Origin of the sequence: Chelatococcus sp. HY11, from assembly GCF_018398335.1 — a bacterium.
Lineage (GTDB): Bacteria > Pseudomonadota > Alphaproteobacteria > Rhizobiales > Beijerinckiaceae > Chelatococcus.
Genome location: NZ_JAHBRX010000001.1, coordinates 272,856 through 293,069 on the forward strand (window position 1 = coordinate 272,856; position 20,214 = coordinate 293,069).

Below are 20,214 nucleotides of genomic sequence, written 5' to 3' on the forward strand. Positions count from 1 at the left end.
CTTACGTCACCTCGTCCGTGATCACCGAGAACTGGACGAGGCTGCTGCGGCCGAAGCTGGTCGAGATGGCGACGTCCGTCGCGTCCCGGCCAGTTGCCATGAGGATCCGGCCGATGCGCGGCGTATTATGCCGCGCATCGAAGGTATACCAGCGACCGCCGAGCCAGACTTCAAACCAGGCACTGAAATCCATCGGCAGATCAACGGGCGGGATGCCGATGTCGCCGAGATAGCCGGTGCAATAGCGCGCCGGGATATTCATGCACCGGCAGAATGTGATGGCGAGATGCGCGTAGTCGCGGCAGACGCCGATCCGTTCCGCGAAGCCGTCCGAGGCCGTCCGCGCGGTCGAGGCATGTTCATAGCCGAAGGCGATATGATCGTGCACGAAGTCACAGATCGCCTGCACACGTGCCCACCCGGGCTGGATCTCGCCGAAAAGCGCCCAGGCCCTGTCCGCCAGCTTGTCGGTGTCGCAATAGCGACTGCCAAGAAGATAAACGAGGACGTCGTCTGGCAAATCCTCGATGGCATGCTGCGGCGCGTCGGGGGCGACGGGGTCTGGAAGGCCGCTGTCTCTGATGACAAAATCCGCCGCGAGAGTGAGCCGCCCCTCCGGCGCGGTCAGCCGGCCGCAGTGGTTGCCCATGCTGTCGATGTAAGAGGTGATGGGTGTCGGCGGGTCGGCCGTTATGGCTTGTGGTGTGATGAGATCCTGCTCGCGTGAGGGATGCACGCTCAAGAGGATGAGCATCGGCGTGGGCTGCGGGCAGTCGTACGTGATCTCGTAGCCCGCACGAATTTTCATCGCTGCTCCTCTCCACCTCAAGCTGATCTGCCTCGAGCCAAACCACAACACCTCCCACCCCGCGAACGGCTGTTACGAGGGTGCAAGCAGACCCCCTGCGAAGGCCTTATAGTCTGGCTGATCTCGCGCTAGTTGCGCTGATCGACAACGCGCCGTGGGCCGTCGCGTTCCACAGACGCTCCATCCGTGCCGGCACGGTTGGTGTTGGCGGCTTCCGACGAGACCTGCACCTCGACGACCATGTCGAGGGAATCGCCGGGCAAACCTATCCAGGTCCCGGACAACGGAACGGCCTGGCTCGGGTCCCGCGCCACTGCGACGCGGATAAGATCCCGGTTGCCGATGATCCCATTGGTCGGGTCGAACTCCACCCAGCCCGCGCCGGGCAGATAGACCTGACACCAGGCATGGGTGGCGCCGCCGCCAAGCCGCGTGGGGCCGTCGCGATCGGGAACATAGAGGTAGCCTGTGACGAAACGTGCCGCGAAACCGAGAGAGCGCACGGCCTCCATCATGAGGAGCGCGAAGTCGCGACAGGTCCCCTGACGCAGCCCGAGCGTCATGGCCGGCGGCTGGATGCCCGCCTCCGTCCTCCTGGAATAGCGGAAGCTCTCCTGGATGGCGCATGTCATCGTCATCAGCAGGGTGCCGGTGTCGGTGGGATGGCCGACGCGCAGAAACTGCCGCGCCCAGTTGCGTACAACGTCACCCGGGTCGGGATAATGCGGCTCCATGCACCGCGCGAGATCCGGCAGTTCCTCCGCGCTATAGGCAAAGGGGTAGGTCTTCGCGTCGGCATCCATCTGGAAATCCGGCGCGTTGAACGGCGAGTGCTCAAGCTTGATCTGGCTGTCGAAGGTCAGCTCGCTGGCGCGGCCCGTGAAGCGGGCGAGCGCGACGCAATTGCCAAATACGTCGTGGATCCAGCGGATCGACGCCGGGGTCGGCGTGATCGTCAGGCGGCTGTCGAGGAAGCGCTGGTCATAGCTGTCGCGCGGACGGAACATCAACCGATGCTCGCCGAAGGCGACCGGCTGCTTGTAGCGATAGGTCGTGACATGCCTGACGGTCAGAATGCTCATCGCCGCGTCGTCACACAGAAAACCGTCCAGCCGACGGGCTGGGCCGAGCTCATGATACACGCGTCTGGCGAGAGAATCGTGGTCGTGCCTGCGTTCAGGTCTTGGCATGGCCAATGGCCCGTCACCTTCTTCATCATCCGGTCCCGTCGCAGCGTTTCACGATTCGCAGATCCGGGATCTGCGAAAATCGTACCAGCCACAACATTCGCTGGCGGCGAGCATTTTGCGGCCCATCATCTGCGGGGCCTGTCACCGCGAGCGGGCTTCTGGCGGCAGACTGTGGCGGTTTCGCGGAAGGACCGAACTTGCCATCTTGGGCGCATGATCGGCCTGACGCTTGGGCGCATGGCCGCGCAAGAGGCGCTCTCTGCCCATCGGATGGGCAAAGTGGCCATTTGGCCAGGCAATATAATTACGCCATTGCTGCTTTTTTGGCGTAGTTCTGTCTTGACCGGTTCGAGGGTCTCAACTAACGTCCAGCCAATTCAGGATAGGGATGACGGGCGCATGCGCGCGAAGCTTATTGTATCGGGGGCGCCATCGACGGAGCGGGACTGACCCGCAGGTCCGTTTGGTGGCGCATGCAAGGCTCCTTCGGGGGCCTTTTTTGTTGCCCGATCCGGATCCGGCCCCTCCAACGCGACGCACCACGGAGCGATTTCCACTCGGAGCGAATTCCATGAGCAAGACCAAGAGCGAAACGGTGAGCGAAACAGCAAACGAGATCATGAGCGGCGCCGAGATGGTCGTGCGGGCGCTCCAGGACCAGGGCGTCGAGCACCTCTTCGGCTATCCCGGCGGCGCCGTGCTGCCAATCTATGACGCGCTCTTCCATCAGGACACCATTCGCCACATTCTCGTTCGGCATGAACAGGCCGCGGTGCATGCCGCAGAGGGCTATGCCCGTTCCTCGGGCAAGGTCGGCTGCGTGCTCGTGACCTCAGGCCCCGGCGCGACCAATGCCGTGACGGGCCTGACCGACGCGCTCATGGACTCCATCCCGGTCGTCTGCATCACCGGCCAGGTGCCGACGCAGCTCATCGGATCCGATGCCTTCCAGGAAGCGGACACCGTCGGCATCACCCGCCATTGCACCAAGCACAACTATCTCGTGAAGCGCATCGAGGACCTGCCGCGCATCCTGCACGAGGCCTTCTACGTGGCCTCGCATGGCCGGCCGGGCCCCGTCGTCATCGACATCCCGAAAGATATCCAGTTCGCCAAGGGCGGCTATGCGCGCCCGACCGACAACCAGCACAAGACCTATCGTCCTGTGGTGTCCGGCGACATCGAGAAGATCCGCGCCGCGGTTGCGCTGATGGCTACCGCCAAGCGCCCGATCTTCTATACGGGCGGCGGCGTCATCAACTCCGGTCCGGAAGCGGCCTCGCTGCTGCGCGAACTCGTGCGCCTGACGGGCTTCCCGATCACCTCGACCCTGATGGGGCTCGGCGCTTATCCCGCGTCCGACCAACAGTTCCTCGGGATGCTGGGGATGCATGGCACCTACGAGGCCAACCACGCCATGCATGACTGCGATGTCATGATCAACATCGGCGCGCGCTTCGACGACCGCATCACTGGCCGCATCGATGCCTTCTCGCCCGGCTCGCGGAAGATCCACATCGATATCGACCCCTCGTCGATCAACAAGAACGTCAAGGCCGATATCGGGATCGTGGGCGACTGCGCCAATGTCCTCGAGGACATGCTGCGGATCTGGAAGAACTTGCCATCGGATGTCGAGAAGCCGAGCCTGAAGAGCTGGTGGGGGAAGATCGCGGGCTGGCGCGCGCGCAACTGTCTCGCCTACCGCCGTTCGGACACGGTCATCAAGCCGCAGTATGCGCTGGAGCGGCTGCAGGCCCTGACGGCCGACCGCGAAACCTACATCACGACGGAAGTCGGCCAGCACCAGATGTGGGCGGCGCAGTTCCTGAAGTTCGACAAGCCGAACCGCTGGATGACCTCCGGCGGCCTCGGCACCATGGGCTACGGCCTGCCGGCCGCGATCGGCGCGCAGATCGCCCATCCGGAGGCGCTCGTCATCGACGTGGCGGGCGAGGCCTCCATCCTCATGAACATGCAGGAAATGTCGACCGCCCTGCAGCACCGCCTGCCGATCAAGGTCTTCATCCTCAACAACGAATACATGGGCATGGTGCGCCAGTGGCAGGAACTGCTGCATGGTGGGCGTTATTCGGAGAGCTATTCGCACTCGCTCCCTGATTTTGTGAAGCTGGCGGAGGCTTATGGCGGCGTCGGCATCCGCTGCGAGAACCCCGCCGACCTAGATGGCGCGATCCTCGAGATGATCAATTCGCCGCGCCCGGTGATCTTCGACTGCATCGTCGACAAGATGGAGAACTGCTTCCCGATGATCCCGTCGGGCAAGGCCCATAACGAGATGATCCTCGGCGACGCCGCCGAAGACATCGGCGCGATCATCGACGAGAAGGGCAAGATGCTGGTGTGAGGCGAGGGCGCGGATGAAGGGCTTCCCCTCTCCCCGGCGGGGAGAGGGTGGGGTGAGGGGCGGCTCCCTGCTCGGGGTTCCCTCACCCGGCCCTGCGGGCCGACCTCTCCCCGCCGGGGAGAGGTGAGGCGCGGTGATCGCCGTCTTCACAATTTTTCATTGGAACGGATGAACGTCCAGCGCCACGCTCAATAATCACCATTTCCAGCACGGAACGTCCCATGCCGACCCTCGTCATCGCCAACAAGCTCTATTCCTCATGGTCCATGCGGCCGTGGCTTCTCCTGCGCCAGCTTGGCATTCCCTTCGAGGAGGTGCTCATTCCGCTCGCGCAGCCGGACACCAAGGAGCGGATCCTTGCGTTGTCGCCCGGCGGCACGGTGCCAATCCTGATCGACGACGGCGCCACCGTCTGGGAATCCTCGGCGATCATGGATTATGCGCATGAGCGTTGGCCCGACGCCGGCGTATGGCCGGCGGACCGGGTCGCGCGCGCGGTCGCGCGCTCCATTTGCGGCGAGATGCATGCGGGGTTCCGTGGCCTGCGGTCCGCCTGCCCGATGAATCTCGGCAAGATCTACCAGCCCCGGGATCGCGGCCCGGATGTGCAGCGCGACGTCGATCGCATCACGACGATCTGGCGCGATGCCCGCAAGCGTTTCGGGGCGGGCGGCGCCTTCCTGTTCGGCGCGTTTTCAGCGGCGGATGCGATGTATGCGCCGGTGGTCACGCGCCTCAACTCCTATTCCATCCCGGTGGATGCGGATATCCGCGAATACATGGATGCCGTCACCGGCACGGCTGCCTTCCAGGAATGGAAGACTGCAGCCCTCAAGGAAACATGGGTCGTCGCCCATGACGAGCCGGATGAGCCCGTCCTGACCGATCTCAGACCCAATTCGTCTGGAAAGCCCTGATATCATGCGCCATTTTCCACCACCTTCACGAGGGAACCCCATGTCGTCCGTCTATTCGGATCCGCCGCCCGCCGCTCCCGTGTCACGCCATACCCTCGCGGTCATCGTTGACAACGAGCCAGGGGTTCTCGCCCGCATCGCGGGCCTGTTCTCGGGGCGCGGCTACAATATCGAGAGCCTGACGGTCTCAGAGACGGAACACGAGAAGCACCTGTCGCGCATCACCATCGTGACGACGGGCACGGAAGCCGAAATCGAGCAGATCAAGGCCCAGCTCGCGCGGCTCGTGCCGGTGCACCGGGTGCGCGACCTCTCTGACGAAGGGCCGACGATCGAGCGCGAACTCGTGCTCCTGAAGGTGGTGGGGCAGGGGGACCAGCGCGTCGAGGCCCTGCGGCTGGCGCAGGCCTTCGGCGCCCGTACGCTCGACGCGACGCTGTCTTCTTTCGTCTTCGAATTCACCGGTGCCCTCGATGATGTCGAGCGCTTCATCGGCATCATGGCCGATTGCGGCCTCGTCGAGGTCTCCCGCACCGGCGTCGCGGCCATGAGCCGCGGCGCGGAGGCGATGTGACGCCAGATGCTGAACGGGGGCGGCCGTGATCGGATCATTGCGTGTCCGATCTTCGACCGCGTTACCAGTCCATGCCATCCCCGGCGGGCTGCGCAGCAGTCCGGGAAGGGGATCCAGAGACCAAGTCTCCGCGTTCATGGATCCCCTTCCCGTCGCTACGCGACGCCGGGGATGACACGGAGACTTTTGTGCAGACTTTGCGACGTCATGATCGGGCTTGTCCCGACCATCCTTGAATGTTGATGGCCCTAGCCTGCAAAGCCGCCCTCGTCGAGAAACCGCCGCTCTTCCTCCGTGGTGTCGCGGCCGAGCAGCGGGTTGCGATGGGGGAAGCGTCCGAAGCGGATGATGATAGCGCGATGTTCCTCAGCGAAAGGCAGACCCTCGGCCGGACCGTTGGCCCTGTACAGGGCGAGGCAATGGTCCTGGTCGGCGAGCTCCTCGGAATGCATGAGTGGCAGATAGAAGAACTGCCGCTCTATGGGTTCGACCTCGCGGTCGAAACCGCGCAGGATGGCGCGTCCGGCCACTTCGCGGGCGAGAGGGTCCGTGGCGAAGCTGCGGGCGGTGCCGCGGAACATGTTGCGCGGGAACTGGTCGAGCAGGATAAGAAGGGCAAGCGCTGCCTTGGGGACGCCCTCCCAGGCAGCGAGCGCGCCTTCGGCGGCCTGCTCGTGCAGCGCGAGGAAGCGGTCGCGGATATCCTGATCGAAGTTCGGGTCCTTGACATACCAACGCTCCGGCCCAGCTTCGAACCAGAATGTCAGAACATCCCTTATGCCGGCGTGCGTCATGGGTAGCCTTCTCCAATTGATAGAAACGTGAGAGTGGCGTGCCGTGCAGACCTCAAATTCACGAATGCCACTTGACCGAACGCGCCGCTCACGCTTTACCGCCGCCAACGCGATGGCGGTATGACATGAGCCGGAACGAGCCAACAGCGTAACAAACTTGCCAAGGAAAGGGCATCTCATGCGCGTTTATTACGACCGTGACGCCGACATCAACCTCATCAAGGGGAAGAAAGTCGCGATCATCGGCTATGGTAGCCAGGGCCATGCCCATACGCTGAACCTCCGGGATTCCGGCGTGAAGGACATCGCGGTCGGCCTTCGCAAGGGCTCGGCCAGCGCGAAGAAGGCCGAGGCCGAGGGCCTCAAGGTCCTCGAGGTCGCCGAGGCGGCGAAATGGGCCGACGTCGTCATGATGCTGACGCCGGACGAGTTGCAGGCCGACATCTATCGCGAGCACCTGCACGACAACATGAAGCAGGGCGCGGCGCTGCTTTTCGCGCACGGCCTCAATGTCCATTTCAACCTGATCGAGCCGCGCGCCGATCTGGACGTGCTGATGGTCGCGCCCAAGGGCCCCGGCCACACCGTACGCTCCGAATATCTGCGCGGCGGCGGTGTCCCGACCCTGATCGCCATCCATCAGGACGCGACCGGCAACGCCCATGACCTTGGCCTCTCCTATGCTTCCGCCAATGGCGGCGGCCGCGCCGGCATCATCGAGACGACCTTCAAGGAAGAGTGCGAGACCGATCTGTTCGGCGAGCAGGCCGTTCTCTGCGGCGGCACGGTCGAACTCATCCGCGCTGGCTTCGAGACGCTGGTCGAGGCGGGCTATGCCCCCGAGATGGCCTATTTCGAGTGCCTCCATGAGCTCAAGCTGATCGTCGACCTCATCTACGAGGGCGGCATCGCCAACATGAACTACTCGATCTCCAACACGGCCGAGTACGGTGAATATGTCACCGGCCCGCGCATCATCAATGCGGACACCAAGGCCGAGATGAAGCGTGTGCTCAACGACATCCAGTCCGGCAAGTTCACGCGCGACTGGATGCTTGAGAACAAGGTCAACCAGGCTTCGTTCAAGGCCACCCGCTCTCGCAACAACGCCCACCAGATCGAGGAAGTCGGCGAGAAGCTGCGCGCCATGATGCCCTGGATCAAGGAAAAGGCGCTGGTCGACAAGTCCAAGAACTGATGGGTTCAAGAACCAGTCGGTTTCCGGACTGGCACAGACCACAAGGGCGGCTTCGGCCGCCCTTTTTTGTTGGCGACGCGGCCGGGCTGCGCCGATCCCTCCCCTCAGGGGAGGGTGGCGCCGCAGGCGCCGGGTGGGGTCCACCGGAGGCTGACCCAACGGCAATATTGGCCGGTCTGGTATCGTCTAGAGCACTTCCGGTGAACTCCGGTTCACCGGAAATGCTCTAAATATTTGTTTCCACGCATTTTCTTCACGCGAACCGGTTTCCACTTCGTTCGAAAATGCTCTAGTGCGGCGTGCTCCCCACCCGACCTCGCTGGCGCGAGGCCACCCTCCCCTGAGGGGAGGGATCAGCGCGGGCTGCACCCCTTTTCATCTCCCTCGCGCGAGGACCTGAATGACCCAGCGCCTGCCTTACGCCGGCTTCTCCCATTCCATGACATGGCAATAAGGAATGCTGCGATAGCGCGCGCGCCGGTCGGCCGGGCCGCCGTTGGTGTCGGGCTCGTCGAAATGGCGCAGGATGAGGCCTGCCGCGATGAGCGGCTTCATGTAGCTCGACAACGGCCGGTGCCAGTTCTGGATGCGGATGCCACGCCATTCCACCCATTCGGCGCGCTCGTCGAGATAGTCGCGGATCACGAAGCGGCTTTTCAGCGGTGGGTCGTCCCAGGCCCCAGCGGTCGTGAAGCTGTTGAGATTGACGATGACGAGGCTGCCGCCGGGGCGGAGAACCCGCGCCATCTCGTGGATGGCCGCTGTCGCATCCGTGATGTCGATCAGAGAGAGATAGCTGACGACGAGGTCGAACATATCGTCGGCGAAGGGGAGCGCCTCAGCCCGTCCCTGCCGGTAATCGCCCTCGGGATCGCGGCGCCTTGCCTCGGCGAGCATGTCTTCGGTCGGGTCAAGGCCGATGGCGTCGATGCCGCGTTCGCGCAGCATGCGGCAGAAGCGCCCCTCGCCGCAGCCGACATCGAGGCCGTTGCGGTGGCCACGCCCCTCGATCCGCTGAAGGACAGGCCGATCGGTCACAAACTCCCGGGTAAAGTCACCGTGCTCTCCCATATCGGCGATCCAGGCAGCAGCCGATTCATTCCATCCGTTGGACATGGGAATACCTCGCTGATGAAAAAGGGCGGCGTCCCTCGCATGAACCCGTGGATGCGTCAACTGTTCAGAACATTCACCGTGCCCTTCCGACATGGAAAGTTGGTTGCAAAGCCCATATGTAAGGCGCGGGCGCGGGTTGACTATCGTTGAGGCAAGCACGATGAGCGCAAGCGATTTCTACGATGGCGTGCCAGTCTTCACCCGGTTCGCGGATCTGCTCGACGAAGGCCTGTATCGCCCGTTGCCGGATGATTGGGTGATCGGGCTCTCGGATGTTGTATCGTCAACGGCGGCGATCGCGGCGGGACGATACAAGGCGGTCAATATCGCGGGCGCCGCCGTGATAGCCGCCGTGACGAACGCCCTTGGCAGCATGGATTTCCCGTATGTGTTCGGGGGCGATGGCGCGAGCTTCGCGGTGCCGTCGGCGCAGGCGGAGGCCGCGCGCTCGGCGCTCGCCACGACGGCGGGCTGGGTCGGCGTCGATTTGCAGCTCGACCTGCGTGTCGCACTGGTGCCAGTCGCGACTGTCCGCGCGGCTGGCCTTGATTTACGCGTGGCAAGATTTGCGGCGTCGCCGCATGTCAACTACGCGATGTTCTCCGGCGGAGGCTTGGCCTGGGCTGTCGCCGCGATGAAGGCCGGCGAGTTCGCCATCGCCCCACGCAGCGACGCGCCGCCGGATCTGACGGGTCTCTCCTGCCGCTGGGCGGAGATACCGGCCGAGCGCGGCACCATTCTTTCGGTCATCGTGACGCCCGTCGCGGATATCCCAACCGAGGGCTTCCGAAAGGTCGTCGAGGATGTATTGCGTCTCGCCAGTTCCGCCGGCCGGCCGACGCCGGCGCCCGCGCGCGGCTGGTCGCGCCCCGGCGCCGAACTCGAGGCGCTTGCCATGAAGCACGACGGCAGGCCGCTTGTTCTCAGGCGCGTGCTTGCCCGGCTGAAAGCCATGGGCAGCGCGATCGCCATGAATCGCGAGCGCGTCGGCCGCTTCGATTCCGCGCGCTATCTGCTTGAAATCGGAGAGAATACGGACTTTCGCAAGTATGACGATGGGCTGCGCATGACCATCGATTGCACCCTCGACGAGGCGGCGGCCATCGAGCATTACCTTGCCGATGCCGCCGCTCGCGGGATCGCACTCGTCGGCACTCACCGTCAGGATGCGGCCCTGATGACCTGCCTCGTTCCTTCGGCGATGAGCAACAATCACGTCCATTTCGTCGATGGGGCGGACGGCGGTTATGCGACGGCGGCGACCAAGCTCAAGGTGCTGCCGCGTTCATTGTCCTGAAGCACGCAGATTTTATTCCGCACCACCGCGTCATTCCGCGGCGGGCCGAAGGGCCCGAGCCCGGAATCCATGAACGCGACAGTGAGCCAGCAGGGCGCGCAGGCTCCAGCCGGCTCTGCCAAGCTCACGCCGGCCGGCGTTCAAGCTGGCAGAAAAGCTCGCAGCGTGGCCGCCGCCGGCGCCAGCACCAGGAAGGCCCACACCATGGCCGATGCCACGTTGGCCGTGTGGAACAGCAGAGCCGGCGTGCCGAACATGCCCGCGACCAATGCACCGACGCCATGCAGAGGGCCTGAGAAGCGGGTAAGAAACACCGTCCATGAGCCCCAGCGTTCAAAGAAGTGCTGACCGGCAGCCATGGTCTCCGGGTAACGATTGAAGGGCCACATCGTCAGGGCGCGCTCGCCGTAGTGACGGCCGAACCAGAAGGAAATGAGATTGCCGAGCGTGCCTCCGGCGACCGCCGCGAGCCAGGACGGCCAGAGCTCGATGCCGCCGGCGCCGATGAGCGCGCCGATGGCGAGAAGCACCACGGAGCCCGGGACGAACAAGGAGACGATGACGATGGATTCGCCGAAGGCGAGGCCGAAAGCCAGCGCCGGCGCCCAGGTGGAATGCGTCTGAACGAAGCTGGTGATGTCGGCGACGATAGTGGCGAAGGTCATCGCCCAGCTATGGCGGTCAGACGTGTTGGTGGTCAAGTGCCCGGCTGTGGTGCGAGGCGGAAGCAATTCGCAAGGGATCTGTGCTACGGGCGACCCCGTCCGCCCTGGAGGGCGTTTTTTGCGGAAGGTGCTCTATGCGTCCAGTTGTGTTGACCGGCCTTGTGCTGGGATCTCTCATGCTTGTCGGATGCGTCTCGACGACGTCCAACCCGGAGGCGCTCAAGGAGCGGCACCGCCAGCAATGCAGCGAATTCGGCTTCGATCCCGAGACCGACGGCTTCGCCAACTGCATGATGGAGCAGTGGGAACGCGCCGAGGACCGCGAGGCGGAGGAGCGGCGCAGGACGAATGAAATGATCCGCGAGAACAACCGGCGCGCGGCCCAGACCGAAGCGCTCAAGGCCCAGAACAAGCAGATGAGCTTCATGCGTGCCGGGAACACAAGCTTCCCCGTCTGCAATGCGGCGAGCCCGGGCGCTGGGCTCGATGTCACATCGGGCAAGTGGTACGGAAATTCGTGCCGGGCCTACTGACGCCCGCATGTGCAGCCCGTGCGAGTGCAACCTATGCGAGGGCGGATCAGCGCGTGTGCTTAAGCCACGCTCTCGCTTTCCGGTATCCGAGAGGACATGATTGGAGTACACCGATCACCTGATCGGATGGACGTCCTCATGAATATTCTCTCGATCCAGTCCCATGTCGCCTATGGCCATGTTGGCAACGCCGCAGCCGTCTTCCCCATGCAGCGGCTCGGCGTCGAGGTCTGGCCCATCCATACGGTGCAGTTTTCCAATCACACGGGTTACGGCGCCTGGAAGGGCCGGGTCTTCGACGGCCCGGCGATCGAGGAACTGGTCGAGGGCATAGCCGAGCGCGGCGCGCTGCCGCGCTGCGATGGCGTGCTCTCGGGCTACATGGGCGCTGTCGATATCGGCAACGCCATCCTGTCGACGGTGGCGAAGGTGCGCGCGGCCAACAGCCGCGCTCTCTACTGCTGCGACCCGGTCATCGGGGATGTCGGGCGCGGCATCTTCGTGCGGCCGGGTATCGCCGAATTCATGCGCGATCAGGCCGTCCCCGCCGCTGACGTGGTGACACCGAACCAGTTCGAGCTTGCGCTTCTGGCGGGGCATGAGGTGGTCGATCTCGCGGACGTCAGGCGCGCCGTTGCCGCCGTGCATGCGCTGGGGCCACGCGTCATCATGGTGACATCGCTCGACATCGCGGACATGCCAGCGGACGCGCTGGATCTTCTCGCATCGGATGGCACCTCCCTGTGGCGCGTGCGCACGCCGCGCCTTGATCTCCGCATCAACGGCGCGGGCGACGCGATCGCGGCCCTGTTCTTCGTCCACTACCTCCGGACGGGCAGTGCGGCACAAGCGTTGACCGACGCCGCCTCGTCGATCCACGGATTGTTGAAGCGCACCGCCGAGGCGGGCGCGCGCGAGATCCTGCTCGTCGCGGCTCAGGACGAATTCGTTAGCCCCAGCCAGCGTTTCGCAGCGGAGTTGGTATGATGACGTTGCTTTCAAACCGCCCCAGTCGCCGTTTCCTTACGCTCGACGTGTTCACGGACAGCGCGCTCGCAGGCAACCCGCTTGCCGTCGTGCTCGACGCGGACCGGCTGGATGACGTCGCGATGCAGAAGATCGCCGCCGAGTTCAACCTGTCGGAAACCGTCTTCGTCCTGCCGCCGGAGGATATCGCGCATCGCGCGCGGCTGCGTATTTTCACGCCGACCCAGGAACTGCCCTTCGCCGGGCATCCGACCGTCGGCGCCGCGGTTCTCCTTGGCCTGCTCGACGGTGCGCCGACGGGGTCCTTCACCGTCGAGGAGCGGGTAGGGCTGGTGCCCTGCGAAGTCGCGATCGCCGGCGATGGGGTGGGGGAGGCGACCTTCTCCCTGCCGCGACTCCCGGAACGCGTGGGGGCGCTGCCGGAGGCGTCGATCATCGCCGCGGCGCTGGGGTTGGTGGACAGCGATATCGGCTTCGCGCGCCACGTGCCCGCCCAATATTCCGCCGGTTCACCCTTCGCGCTGGTCCCGGTCGCGAGCCGTGCCGCTGTCGATCGCGCCGCCAACATGAAGGTTGGCTGGGACGCCGCCTTCGGGCAGGTGAAACGTGGCAGCGCCTTCATTTATTGCAGTGAGCCGGTCGATCCCGCGCATCGCTTCTATGCGCGCATGTTCGCGCCGAGCCTTGGCATCGGCGAGGACCCCGCGACGGGTTCGGCGGTGGCGGCCTTTGCCGGAGCGGTCATGGACCATGAGACGCTCGGCAACGGCGAACACAGGATCGTCGTGGAGCAGGGCTATGCGATGGGACGGCCGTCGCAGATCGTGCTGACGCTCACCGTCGCGGACGGAGCTCTCGCGAAGGCGACGATCGGCGGCAAGGCGGTGCTCGTCAGCGAAGGTAGGCTGTTTGCGTGACGGCGACCCTGCCCCGCCCCGCTGCGAGGATCGTTCAGCTCGATGACGTCGACATGCATCTGGCGGCCGGCGCATGGCCTTGGGCGGTCGCGAACCGCGCGCGGATCGACGCCAACTGGCTGCGCCTGAAGGCCGAGAAGCCGGCGCTCTACAACGGGCAGGTGCTCGTGATGAGCGAGAGCCGGATCGCCGACCGCAAGTTGACCGGCCGCTACATCGCGACCGATTACGCGAGCTTCCTCGCCATGCGGGATTTTGGTGTGCCCGCGCCGGGCACCGGCAATTGCTTCGCCATGGCGGCGCTGCGCTCAGCCGATGGCGCCTACGTCCTCGGAGTCATGGGCGAGCACACCGCCAACGCCGGGAAGGCCTATTTTCCCGCCGGCACGCCCGATCTGGCTGACGTGCTGCCGGACGGCCGTGTCGACCTCCTAGGGAGTGTCGGGCGGGAGCTGGCCGAGGAAACGGGGCTCGGTGCCGACGACGTGACGGTCGGCGAAGGGTGGACGGCCATTCTTGATGGGCCACGGCTGGCCCTGATGCGCCCTGTCCAGTCTGAGCTTCCGGCCGACAGGCTCGTCGGCCGGATCGAAGATTTTCTCGCCACGGAGGCCGAGCCAGAACTTGCCGGCATCAGGCTCGTGCGCACGGCTGGGGATATCGATCCCACGGCCATGCCGTTCTTCCTGCAGTGCTACCTCAGGCATGTCCTGGCGTGAGGCGGGCCGTCGCGCCAGGGCCTAGGGATAACCGTTCCGCGACTTGACGGCGGCGAGGATGGCGAGCGCCTGGCCGTCGTTGCCCTGGGCACAGGCGCTGGCGGCACGGCCGACGTCCGGAACCATGGTTTTGTAAACGGACGGGCTGAGATGGCCGACCTGAACGTCGCTGTCGATGATGCGACGGAAGCCGAGGATCGGCGCGCCACAGCTGCGGCCGGCGAGGCTCGCGCCATCAAGCGGCGCGGCGACCACGCCGTTCGAGGTGTCCGCGTAGGCCTGAGCAGCGGGAGGGTTCTGCGCTGTCGTGTTGCAGGCGGCCAAGCCCAACAGGAGTGGCACGGCGAAGGTCAAGCGGCTCAACATCAGCATCCCCGGAGTCTGATTCCATCGTGCCGCCAGCTTTTTCATTTGTCATGGCCGGGTCAACCGCATGATTGATGACTTGTCAGCGCCTATTCGTCTCGGTTACAACCATTTGAGCGATCGTCGTTGACGCGGGTGTCCGCGGCTGCGTTGAAAAGGGATTGAGGTTCGGTGACTGCGATAGCTTCAGAGATTGCGCAGGGGACCGCGGACTTGTCCGCCGTCACTCTTGACGCGCGTCTTGAGCTGTCTTCGCGCCTGAGCCTTATTGGCCTTCTCCTTAGCCGCCCCTGAGGGCCGGCCGGGCTTTGCCTGGGCCTTCAGGGGATGTGACGGCTACCGCGATCGAGCGCCGCCCCTGCGAGAAGCGCTCCTCAAGCTCAAGGACGAACACAATGAATTCTCCGGTATCCGCGTCCGACAAGGACCGCGTCGTTATCTTCGATACCACCCTGCGCGACGGTGAACAGTGCCCCGGCGCGTCGATGACGCCTGAGGAAAAGCTCGAGGTCGCCGAGATCCTCGACACGATGGGCGTCGACATCATCGAGGCGGGCTTCCCCATCGCCTCGATCGGCGATTTCGAGTCCGTCGTGGAAGTGGCAAAGCGCACGAAGAACGCGGTTGTCGCGGGCCTGGCACGCGCTATTCCGGGTGATATCGCGAGGGCCGGGGAGGCCGTGCGCCACGCGCGGCGGCCACGCATCCACACCTTCGTGTCGACCTCGCCGATCCATCTGGCGCATCAGATGCGCAAGAGCGAGGAGGAGGTGCTCGAGATCATCACCGCGACGGTGACCCAGGCGCGCAACCTTGTCGACAACGTCGAATGGTCGGCCATGGACGCGACGCGCACGCCGATCGCCTATCTCCTGCGCTGCGTGGACGCGGCCATCAAGGCCGGCGCCACCACCATCAACCTGCCGGACACGGTGGGTTACGCGACGCCGGATGAATACCGCGCCATGTTCCGCACTGTCCGCGAGACGGTGGCCAATGCCGACAAGGTGGTGTTCTCCGTGCACTGCCATGACGACCTGGGGCTCGCCGTCGCCAATTCGCTGGCGGGTGTCGAGGGGGGCGCGCGCCAGGTGGAATGCACCATCAACGGGCTCGGCGAGCGCGCCGGCAATGCCGCGCTGGAAGAGATCGTGATGGCGATCAAGACACGCGGCGACGTGCTGCCCTATACGGTCGGTGTGGATACCACCATGCTGACGCGGGCCTCGAAGCTCGTATCGGCCGTGACTTCCTTCCCGGTGCAATACAACAAGGCCATCGTCGGCCGGAACGCCTTCGCCCATGAGAGCGGCATTCATCAGGACGGTATGCTCAAGGAATCCTCAACCTACGAGATCATGACGCCCGAGTCGGTCGGTGTGTCGAAGACCTCGCTGGTCATGGGCAAGCATTCCGGCCGCCATGCCTTCCGTGACAAGCTGAAGGCGCTCGGCTACGAGCTGGGCGACAATGCCCTGGAGGACGCGTTCCGTCGCTTCAAGGACCTCGCCGACCGCAAGAAGGACGTCTATGACGAGGATATCGAGGCCCTCGTCGATCAGGGCATCCTGACGGCGCATGATCGCGTCAAGCTCGTCTCGCTCTCGATCATCGCCGGGACGCGCGGGCCGCAGCGGGCCACCATGAAGCTCGACATCGGCGGAGAGGTGCGTACCGAGGAGGCGGAGGGCAACGGGCCCGTCGATGCCACCTTCAATGCCATCAAGGCTTTGGTGCCGCATGATGCCAAGCTCGAGCTCTACCAGGTGCATGCCGTGACCGAAGGCACCGACGCGCAGGCGGAAGTCTCGGTGCGTCTCGATGCCAAGGGCAGCCCGGTGACGGGCCGCGGCTCCGATCCCGATACGCTCGTCGCCTCCGCGCGGGCCTATCTATCGGCCCTGAACAAGCTTCTAGCGCGCGGCGAGCGTCTGCACGCGCAGGCCGCCGAGTAGCCGGACCGCATAGCGCGACGCAGCTCGCGCATAACGCCGCGAGCCACTTTCTTCGCTGACATCTCAAGCCGCCCCGGCGCAGAAGCCCCGGGGCGGCTTTTCAACAGGTACCGCTCCCGCCAAAGAGCGGAGGGTGCATTGTTGTGTGTCGAAATTTCCTTTATTTTATAACGCATTGATATGATCTCGTCGCCCGCGGAGCGTCATCTCACCGCGAAAAGCTGGCAAAATGTGTTTGTGGTGCTGGACATGGGCAAAGCTCTTTGGTAACAACCCCGAGTTCTCGGCGCTCAGTGAGTGTCGCGGCGGGCGCATAGCTCAGTTGGTAGAGCAGCTGACTCTTAATCAGCGGGTCCAAGGTTCGAGCCCTTGTGCGCCCACCAAATTACCGCTTATTTATCAAGCGGTTAGGTGGATACCCCCTCAAAAATCGCTATAGCGGAACGCCTAGTTTGCAGGTTAGTTTGCAACCTATGTTCCCGTTGCGTACCTCGCTCCCAGCTTCGCAATTGCTATTTCTGCAAGCTCGAGACGGCCGCCCAGATAGTGCGCATCGAGGATCGCTTCCACGTCTTTCAAGCTATGGCCGGTGATCGAAGCGATCTCCGGCACGGTGCATCCGGACAGCGCCAAGCGCGTCACGGCAGTGCCTCGCAGATCGTGGAAATGCAGGTCGCCAAGGCCCGCACTTTCATGCGCCTTGTTCCACGAGGACCGGAATCCGCTTTCCGTCCATGGATGGCCGTGGCGGGAGTTCACCAGAATATGCGTCGATGCACGCTTGCCGCGATCGATCGCGTCCAGAGACACGCGCAGCGGCTCGCCTACAGGAATCGTGACGCGCTTCCGCGTCTTGCCCTGACGCAGCCGAATCGTCTTGCCGTCATAGGCCGACCACGTGAGCGCGAGCAGATCCCCCTGCCGCTGCCCGGTCCATAGTGCCAAGAGTAGAGCGAACTGAAGCTCCTCGGAGGCCGCGGCACAGAACGCCGTGATGTCCTCGGCACTCCAAATTTTCTCCGCCCGTTCCGACTCATAAAGCCGGCCACCGCGTTCGCACACGTTGACCGCGATCCGTCCGTTGTCTTTCGCCACCGAAAGGACTCGCGCCAGCGTCGTCCAAGCATAGTCCGCCTTGCGTGGCTTTGCTGCGAAGCTGTCGCGCCATGCCTTGAATTCGCCGCGGCTCTTCGGGTGCTCGACCACGCTAACCGGCATGGTCCCGAACTCGTCTTCGATCAGCCTCAGATAGCGCTCGTAGTCCCGCTGCGTCTTCTGCGCGAGCGTGGTGAACTCCGATGACTTCCGGTACTCGTCGACCAGCTTGAACAGCGTGCCCTCAGTGGGCCGCCTCCTTGCCCTCTGAGCGTCGGTATAGGCCACGAAGAACCTCGGATCCTCCGGCTGCAGGGGAGTGCCGTCGGGAGCCTTGAGAAGTGGCCCACCGCGCCACGCATAAAAGTAGGTCCGCCGCGTCCCATCTGCGAGGATCTTAGTGGCCCGTGCCACGCCTGGCAGCTTTTGCCGCATCGCGCTCTCGCTTCCACTTGTCGAACTCGTCTTCGGGCTCAGCCTCCGCGCCGATCCCACTCGCCTTGTTGAGGTGGGCGTCGATTGCCAGACGGTCCCACCTCTTCAGCCCGACCAGCGCCGGAGGCAGCAGGCCAGCCTCCACCCACTTGGTGAACGTCGCCACACCAGCCCCACAATAAGCGGCCGCCTCCGGGCGCGTCATTAGCCGCTTGGGGCTGTTGTCGTTGGCTGCTGCCACTGGCGCCTCCTGTTACGCGTACTCGATGCGGACGCCCATCTCGATCAAGGCGCGGTCTCGCCTGCGCACCCCGCCAAGGGTTTTCCTTTGCCACGCTTCGCGCCGCCAGAACGGCGTGCCGGGGAGGCTCTCATGCTCCGGGATGTAATCGCCCCAGTCAGGAACCTCGCACCCCGTGGACAGGTCGTGAACCGCCACGATGCAGGATGCAGGGATATGGCCGAACACAACGTGCCAAGTGTCCTCACACCGGCCGTTGTTCGCACGCAGGTTCGAGATCGTCACCGGCGTGACGTGTCCCGGCGCCCACTCGGTCCACTTCACGAGCGGCACATTCGGAGGTGGCTCGACCGTCAGGCGGAACCGCCGCTTGTTGACGGCCCTCGTGCCCTCGAGGCCATGACCGTTCGGCTGGTCCGACGTGGTCAGCCAGACGCCGACGCGCCCTTTGTACTTCGCCAAATCAGTTGGGACATCGCCGACCGTCAGGCCATATTTCGCGATCGGGCGGAGGTACTCAGCGGCGGTGTAGTGATAGAATGTCATTGTCATCCTCCTCACTGCCCTGATGCACGCGCAATTGCGGCGCTCGCGATCTCGCTCGGCGTCTGCGTCTTCGTCTCTATTTTCTCTACCGCCTTGCGGATCGCCTCGGCCCTGCGCTTCCGGTAGTCGGCCATGGCGAACAGGTAATCCTGCATGTAGATCTCATCCGAAGCAGTTGCTTCCTCGCCTTCGGGAAAATGCAAGTCGATCTGCTTACCAGTGTGCATCTCGACACTATAGGCGTAGCTGGGCAGCGTCTCGGGTGGCACAAGTGCGCGCAGGATCCTGCACATATCAACCATGTCGGAGTATTCCTGCCTCTGTCGGGGCAAGGACTGGATCTGCGTTATTCCATAAAGCAGCGCCTGAGCCTGAATATACCCGTCGCGACCCGTCACGTCTTTTGCTACCTTCGTCATGGCTCTCTCCTCAAGGCAAAGCTTCGCCGTCTGCTGTCAATGCAGTGTGCGGAAGATGAATTGTTGGGGTAGGGTGGGTTAAGCCGCTAGGACGGACTCAACCGCCGGCAGATCTACGCCGGCCAGCCTCAGAACGGATTCCGCTCGGGTTGACGGCGGCGCCGCATCCATGTGGGCTGTGCACGCGATCGTGCCGCAGGGGACGCAGCCAGCAAGCCCCGCCTCAGCGCGGGCGTGGAGCATCTCCTCATGCAGCCACTCGACGTAACCGAGCATGATCTGGCGCTGTCTGTCGCCAGGATGGGTGTAGTCCATGGCCGCCTCCGTCAGGACACCAGCACTGGTGGATAGCGGCGTTCACACACTCGGCCCCACCAATCCGACAGCCGATCGTGAAGCTCAAATGGCATGGCCACCTCGGCATGAACGTGCTCGCCATCGTGGCCAATTATCAGCATCGCGTCGCAGATGTCGGTCAGAAGGGCCGCGATTAGGAGGGCCGCTTCGTCAGCGGCCCTAGCGCCCTCCGAGGGCGGGCGGCTTGATCTTCTTCTTCTGGATGGCAAGGGGTCAGTGGCAGCGACAGCAATGGACGTCATCTGGGTAGTCTCCTCGATTTTAAGAAAAAGCCCCCTGGCCGTCTCGCAGGCACATGAAGACAGCAGCCTTTCGGCCAGGGGGAGGTTGTGTTTGCCCAAGTCAGGCAAATCAGCTAACACCATGATTAAAGCCTGATCTTGCGTGGGAGTCAATGCATTTTACATGACCTTAGGAAAAAAACATGATTGATCCAGCTCGTTGCAGGGCGGCGCGGGCAATTTTGGGTTGGTCGCAAGCCGACTTATGCGCTGCAGCTAAGATTGGGCGCGCTACGCTCACTGATTTTGAGGCTGGCAGGAGGACGCCTTATGAGAGGACGCTCCGCGATATCCAGACCGCTCTCGAAGCGGCCGGCATCATCTTCATCGACGAGGATGCGACCTCCGCAGCAGGCGGGCCGGGCGTCCGGCTACGGAAGGACACACCATGACCCCGCACCCGAGCCCTCACGTCCCCATCATTCCGATTCGTTTA

The 20,214-nt window shown here is 64.0% G+C and carries 22 protein-coding genes and 1 tRNA gene; 12 read left to right on the plus strand and 11 right to left on the minus strand.

Annotation, left to right across the window (positions count from 1 at the left end):
* Window position 1: 1 nt before the first annotated feature.
* Entirely contained in the window at window positions 2-808 is an 807-nt protein-coding gene (locus KIO74_RS01405) for a transglutaminase-like domain-containing protein (RefSeq protein WP_213329816.1), read from the minus strand.
* Window positions 809-936: 128 nt separating this feature from the next.
* A complete protein-coding gene (locus KIO74_RS01410; protein ID WP_213329818.1) occupies window positions 937-1,890 on the minus strand; it encodes a transglutaminase family protein in 954 nt (317 codons plus the stop codon).
* 679 nt (window positions 1,891-2,569) lie between these two features.
* Here KIO74_RS01410 and KIO74_RS01415 point away from each other — a divergent pair.
* From KIO74_RS01415 to ilvN, 3 genes are all read left to right on the plus strand, one after another.
* Window positions 2,570-4,366, plus strand: coding sequence for an acetolactate synthase 3 large subunit (locus KIO74_RS01415; RefSeq protein ID WP_213329820.1), 1,797 nt, complete (start codon window positions 2,570-2,572; stop codon window positions 4,364-4,366).
* 221 nt (window positions 4,367-4,587) lie between these two features.
* Window positions 4,588-5,283, plus strand: a complete 696-nt coding sequence (locus tag KIO74_RS01420) for a glutathione S-transferase family protein (RefSeq protein WP_213329823.1) — start codon at window positions 4,588-4,590, stop codon at window positions 5,281-5,283.
* A gap of 40 nt (window positions 5,284-5,323) precedes the next feature.
* Window positions 5,324-5,857 (plus strand): acetolactate synthase small subunit, encoded by a 534-nt coding sequence (ilvN, locus tag KIO74_RS01425; RefSeq protein WP_213323475.1) that lies wholly within the window; start codon window positions 5,324-5,326, stop codon window positions 5,855-5,857.
* A 248-nt stretch (window positions 5,858-6,105) separates the two neighbouring features.
* Here the strand turns inward: ilvN and KIO74_RS01430 are convergent, their stop codons facing one another.
* Window positions 6,106-6,651 (minus strand): DUF924 family protein, encoded by a 546-nt coding sequence (locus KIO74_RS01430; protein ID WP_213329825.1) that lies wholly within the window; start codon window positions 6,649-6,651, stop codon window positions 6,106-6,108.
* A gap of 178 nt (window positions 6,652-6,829) precedes the next feature.
* On the opposite strand from KIO74_RS01430, the gene ilvC reads away from it, so the two are divergent.
* Window positions 6,830-7,849, plus strand: a complete 1,020-nt coding sequence (gene ilvC / locus KIO74_RS01435; protein ID WP_213329827.1) for a ketol-acid reductoisomerase — start codon at window positions 6,830-6,832, stop codon at window positions 7,847-7,849.
* A 417-nt stretch (window positions 7,850-8,266) separates the two neighbouring features.
* Here ilvC and KIO74_RS01440 read toward each other — a convergent pair whose 3' ends face one another.
* A complete protein-coding gene (locus KIO74_RS01440; protein WP_213329829.1) occupies window positions 8,267-8,965 on the minus strand; it encodes a class I SAM-dependent methyltransferase in 699 nt (232 codons plus the stop codon).
* 160 nt (window positions 8,966-9,125) lie between these two features.
* Here KIO74_RS01440 and KIO74_RS01445 point away from each other — a divergent pair, with 160 nt between their 5' ends.
* A complete protein-coding gene (locus tag KIO74_RS01445) occupies window positions 9,126-10,262 on the plus strand; it encodes a DUF3095 domain-containing protein (RefSeq protein ID WP_213329831.1) in 1,137 nt (378 codons plus the stop codon).
* Window positions 10,263-10,402: 140 nt separating this feature from the next.
* Here the strand turns inward: KIO74_RS01445 and KIO74_RS01450 are convergent, their stop codons facing one another.
* Window positions 10,403-10,927, minus strand: a complete 525-nt coding sequence (locus tag KIO74_RS01450) for a DedA family protein (RefSeq protein WP_213329834.1) — start codon at window positions 10,925-10,927, stop codon at window positions 10,403-10,405.
* A gap of 134 nt (window positions 10,928-11,061) precedes the next feature.
* On the opposite strand from KIO74_RS01450, the gene KIO74_RS01455 reads away from it, so the two are divergent.
* The 4 genes from KIO74_RS01455 (at window position 11,062) to KIO74_RS01470 (ending at window position 14,083) form a co-directional block, all read left to right on the plus strand.
* Complete coding sequence (locus KIO74_RS01455) at window positions 11,062-11,460, plus strand: hypothetical protein (protein WP_213329836.1); 399 nt, start codon at window positions 11,062-11,064, stop codon at window positions 11,458-11,460.
* 138 nt (window positions 11,461-11,598) lie between these two features.
* Window positions 11,599-12,447 (plus strand): pyridoxal kinase PdxY, encoded by an 849-nt coding sequence (gene pdxY / locus KIO74_RS01460; protein WP_213329838.1) that lies wholly within the window; start codon window positions 11,599-11,601, stop codon window positions 12,445-12,447.
* A complete protein-coding gene (locus tag KIO74_RS01465) occupies window positions 12,447-13,364 on the plus strand; it encodes a PhzF family phenazine biosynthesis protein (protein WP_213329840.1) in 918 nt (305 codons plus the stop codon). The genes pdxY and KIO74_RS01465 overlap by 1 nt, the downstream gene beginning before the upstream one ends.
* Entirely contained in the window at window positions 13,361-14,083 is a 723-nt protein-coding gene (locus KIO74_RS01470; RefSeq protein ID WP_213329842.1) for an NUDIX hydrolase, read from the plus strand. The genes KIO74_RS01465 and KIO74_RS01470 overlap by 4 nt, the downstream gene beginning before the upstream one ends.
* Window positions 14,084-14,104: 21 nt before the next feature.
* Here KIO74_RS01470 and KIO74_RS01475 read toward each other — a convergent pair whose 3' ends face one another.
* Window positions 14,105-14,449, minus strand: a complete 345-nt coding sequence (locus KIO74_RS01475) for a hypothetical protein (RefSeq protein ID WP_213329844.1) — start codon at window positions 14,447-14,449, stop codon at window positions 14,105-14,107.
* Between the two features lie 395 nt (window positions 14,450-14,844).
* Between KIO74_RS01475 and KIO74_RS01480 the strand changes: the two genes are divergently transcribed.
* On the plus strand, window positions 14,845-16,404 hold the full coding sequence (locus KIO74_RS01480; protein ID WP_213329846.1) for a 2-isopropylmalate synthase: 1,560 nt from the start codon (window positions 14,845-14,847) through the stop codon (window positions 16,402-16,404).
* A gap of 307 nt (window positions 16,405-16,711) precedes the next feature.
* Window positions 16,712-16,787: transfer RNA gene (locus KIO74_RS01485), tRNA-Lys, on the plus strand.
* A gap of 88 nt (window positions 16,788-16,875) precedes the next feature.
* Here KIO74_RS01485 and KIO74_RS01490 read toward each other — a convergent pair.
* From KIO74_RS01490 to KIO74_RS01510, 5 genes are all read right to left on the minus strand, one after another.
* Window positions 16,876-17,934 carry a tyrosine-type recombinase/integrase gene (locus KIO74_RS01490; protein WP_213329848.1) on the minus strand — a complete coding sequence of 353 codons (1,059 nt, stop codon included), beginning with the start codon at window positions 17,932-17,934 and terminating at the stop codon, window positions 16,876-16,878.
* Entirely contained in the window at window positions 17,897-18,175 is a 279-nt protein-coding gene (locus KIO74_RS01495) for a helix-turn-helix transcriptional regulator (protein WP_213329850.1), read from the minus strand. Before KIO74_RS01495 ends, KIO74_RS01490 begins: the two co-directional genes overlap by 38 nt.
* Before the next feature lie 12 nt (window positions 18,176-18,187).
* On the minus strand, window positions 18,188-18,721 hold the full coding sequence (locus tag KIO74_RS01500) for a hypothetical protein (RefSeq protein WP_213329852.1): 534 nt from the start codon (window positions 18,719-18,721) through the stop codon (window positions 18,188-18,190).
* An 11-nt stretch (window positions 18,722-18,732) separates the two neighbouring features.
* Complete coding sequence (locus KIO74_RS01505; protein WP_213329854.1) at window positions 18,733-19,140, minus strand: hypothetical protein; 408 nt, start codon at window positions 19,138-19,140, stop codon at window positions 18,733-18,735.
* A gap of 78 nt (window positions 19,141-19,218) precedes the next feature.
* On the minus strand, window positions 19,219-19,455 hold the full coding sequence (locus KIO74_RS01510) for a hypothetical protein (protein ID WP_213329855.1): 237 nt from the start codon (window positions 19,453-19,455) through the stop codon (window positions 19,219-19,221).
* 466 nt (window positions 19,456-19,921) lie between these two features.
* Between KIO74_RS01510 and KIO74_RS01515 the strand changes: the two genes are divergently transcribed.
* The gene (locus tag KIO74_RS01515) at window positions 19,922-20,170 is read left to right on the plus strand and encodes a helix-turn-helix domain-containing protein (protein WP_213329857.1); all 249 of its coding nucleotides are present in this window, start codon (window positions 19,922-19,924) and stop codon (window positions 20,168-20,170) included.
* Window positions 20,171-20,214: the final 44 nt, after the last annotated feature.

Bases quoted from the DNA above. Each gene is read 5' to 3' on its own strand.
- KIO74_RS01405 (WP_213329816.1), bottom strand. From the start codon at position 808: ATGAAAATTCGTGCGGGCTACGAGATCACGTACGACTGCCCGCAGCCC.
- KIO74_RS01410 (WP_213329818.1), bottom strand. From the start codon at position 1,890: ATGAGCATTCTGACCGTCAGGCATGTCACGACCTATCGCTACAAGCAG.
- KIO74_RS01415 (WP_213329820.1), top strand. From the start codon at position 2,570: ATGAGCAAGACCAAGAGCGAAACGGTGAGCGAAACAGCAAACGAGATC.
- KIO74_RS01420 (WP_213329823.1), top strand. From the start codon at position 4,588: ATGCCGACCCTCGTCATCGCCAACAAGCTCTATTCCTCATGGTCCATG.
- ilvN (WP_213323475.1), top strand. From the start codon at position 5,324: ATGTCGTCCGTCTATTCGGATCCGCCGCCCGCCGCTCCCGTGTCACGC.
- KIO74_RS01430 (WP_213329825.1), bottom strand. From the start codon at position 6,651: ATGACGCACGCCGGCATAAGGGATGTTCTGACATTCTGGTTCGAAGCT.
- ilvC (WP_213329827.1), top strand. From the start codon at position 6,830: ATGCGCGTTTATTACGACCGTGACGCCGACATCAACCTCATCAAGGGG.
- KIO74_RS01440 (WP_213329829.1), bottom strand. From the start codon at position 8,965: ATGTCCAACGGATGGAATGAATCGGCTGCTGCCTGGATCGCCGATATG.
- KIO74_RS01445 (WP_213329831.1), top strand. From the start codon at position 9,126: ATGAGCGCAAGCGATTTCTACGATGGCGTGCCAGTCTTCACCCGGTTC.
- KIO74_RS01450 (WP_213329834.1), bottom strand. From the start codon at position 10,927: ATGACCTTCGCCACTATCGTCGCCGACATCACCAGCTTCGTTCAGACG.
- KIO74_RS01455 (WP_213329836.1), top strand. From the start codon at position 11,062: ATGCGTCCAGTTGTGTTGACCGGCCTTGTGCTGGGATCTCTCATGCTT.
- pdxY (WP_213329838.1), top strand. From the start codon at position 11,599: ATGAATATTCTCTCGATCCAGTCCCATGTCGCCTATGGCCATGTTGGC.
- KIO74_RS01465 (WP_213329840.1), top strand. From the start codon at position 12,447: ATGACGTTGCTTTCAAACCGCCCCAGTCGCCGTTTCCTTACGCTCGAC.
- KIO74_RS01475 (WP_213329844.1), bottom strand. From the start codon at position 14,449: ATGTTGAGCCGCTTGACCTTCGCCGTGCCACTCCTGTTGGGCTTGGCC.
- KIO74_RS01480 (WP_213329846.1), top strand. From the start codon at position 14,845: ATGAATTCTCCGGTATCCGCGTCCGACAAGGACCGCGTCGTTATCTTC.
- KIO74_RS01490 (WP_213329848.1), bottom strand. From the start codon at position 17,934: ATGCGGCAAAAGCTGCCAGGCGTGGCACGGGCCACTAAGATCCTCGCA.
- KIO74_RS01500 (WP_213329852.1), bottom strand. From the start codon at position 18,721: ATGACATTCTATCACTACACCGCCGCTGAGTACCTCCGCCCGATCGCG.
- KIO74_RS01505 (WP_213329854.1), bottom strand. From the start codon at position 19,140: ATGACGAAGGTAGCAAAAGACGTGACGGGTCGCGACGGGTATATTCAG.
- KIO74_RS01510 (WP_213329855.1), bottom strand. From the start codon at position 19,455: ATGGACTACACCCATCCTGGCGACAGACAGCGCCAGATCATGCTCGGT.
- KIO74_RS01515 (WP_213329857.1), top strand. From the start codon at position 19,922: ATGATTGATCCAGCTCGTTGCAGGGCGGCGCGGGCAATTTTGGGTTGG.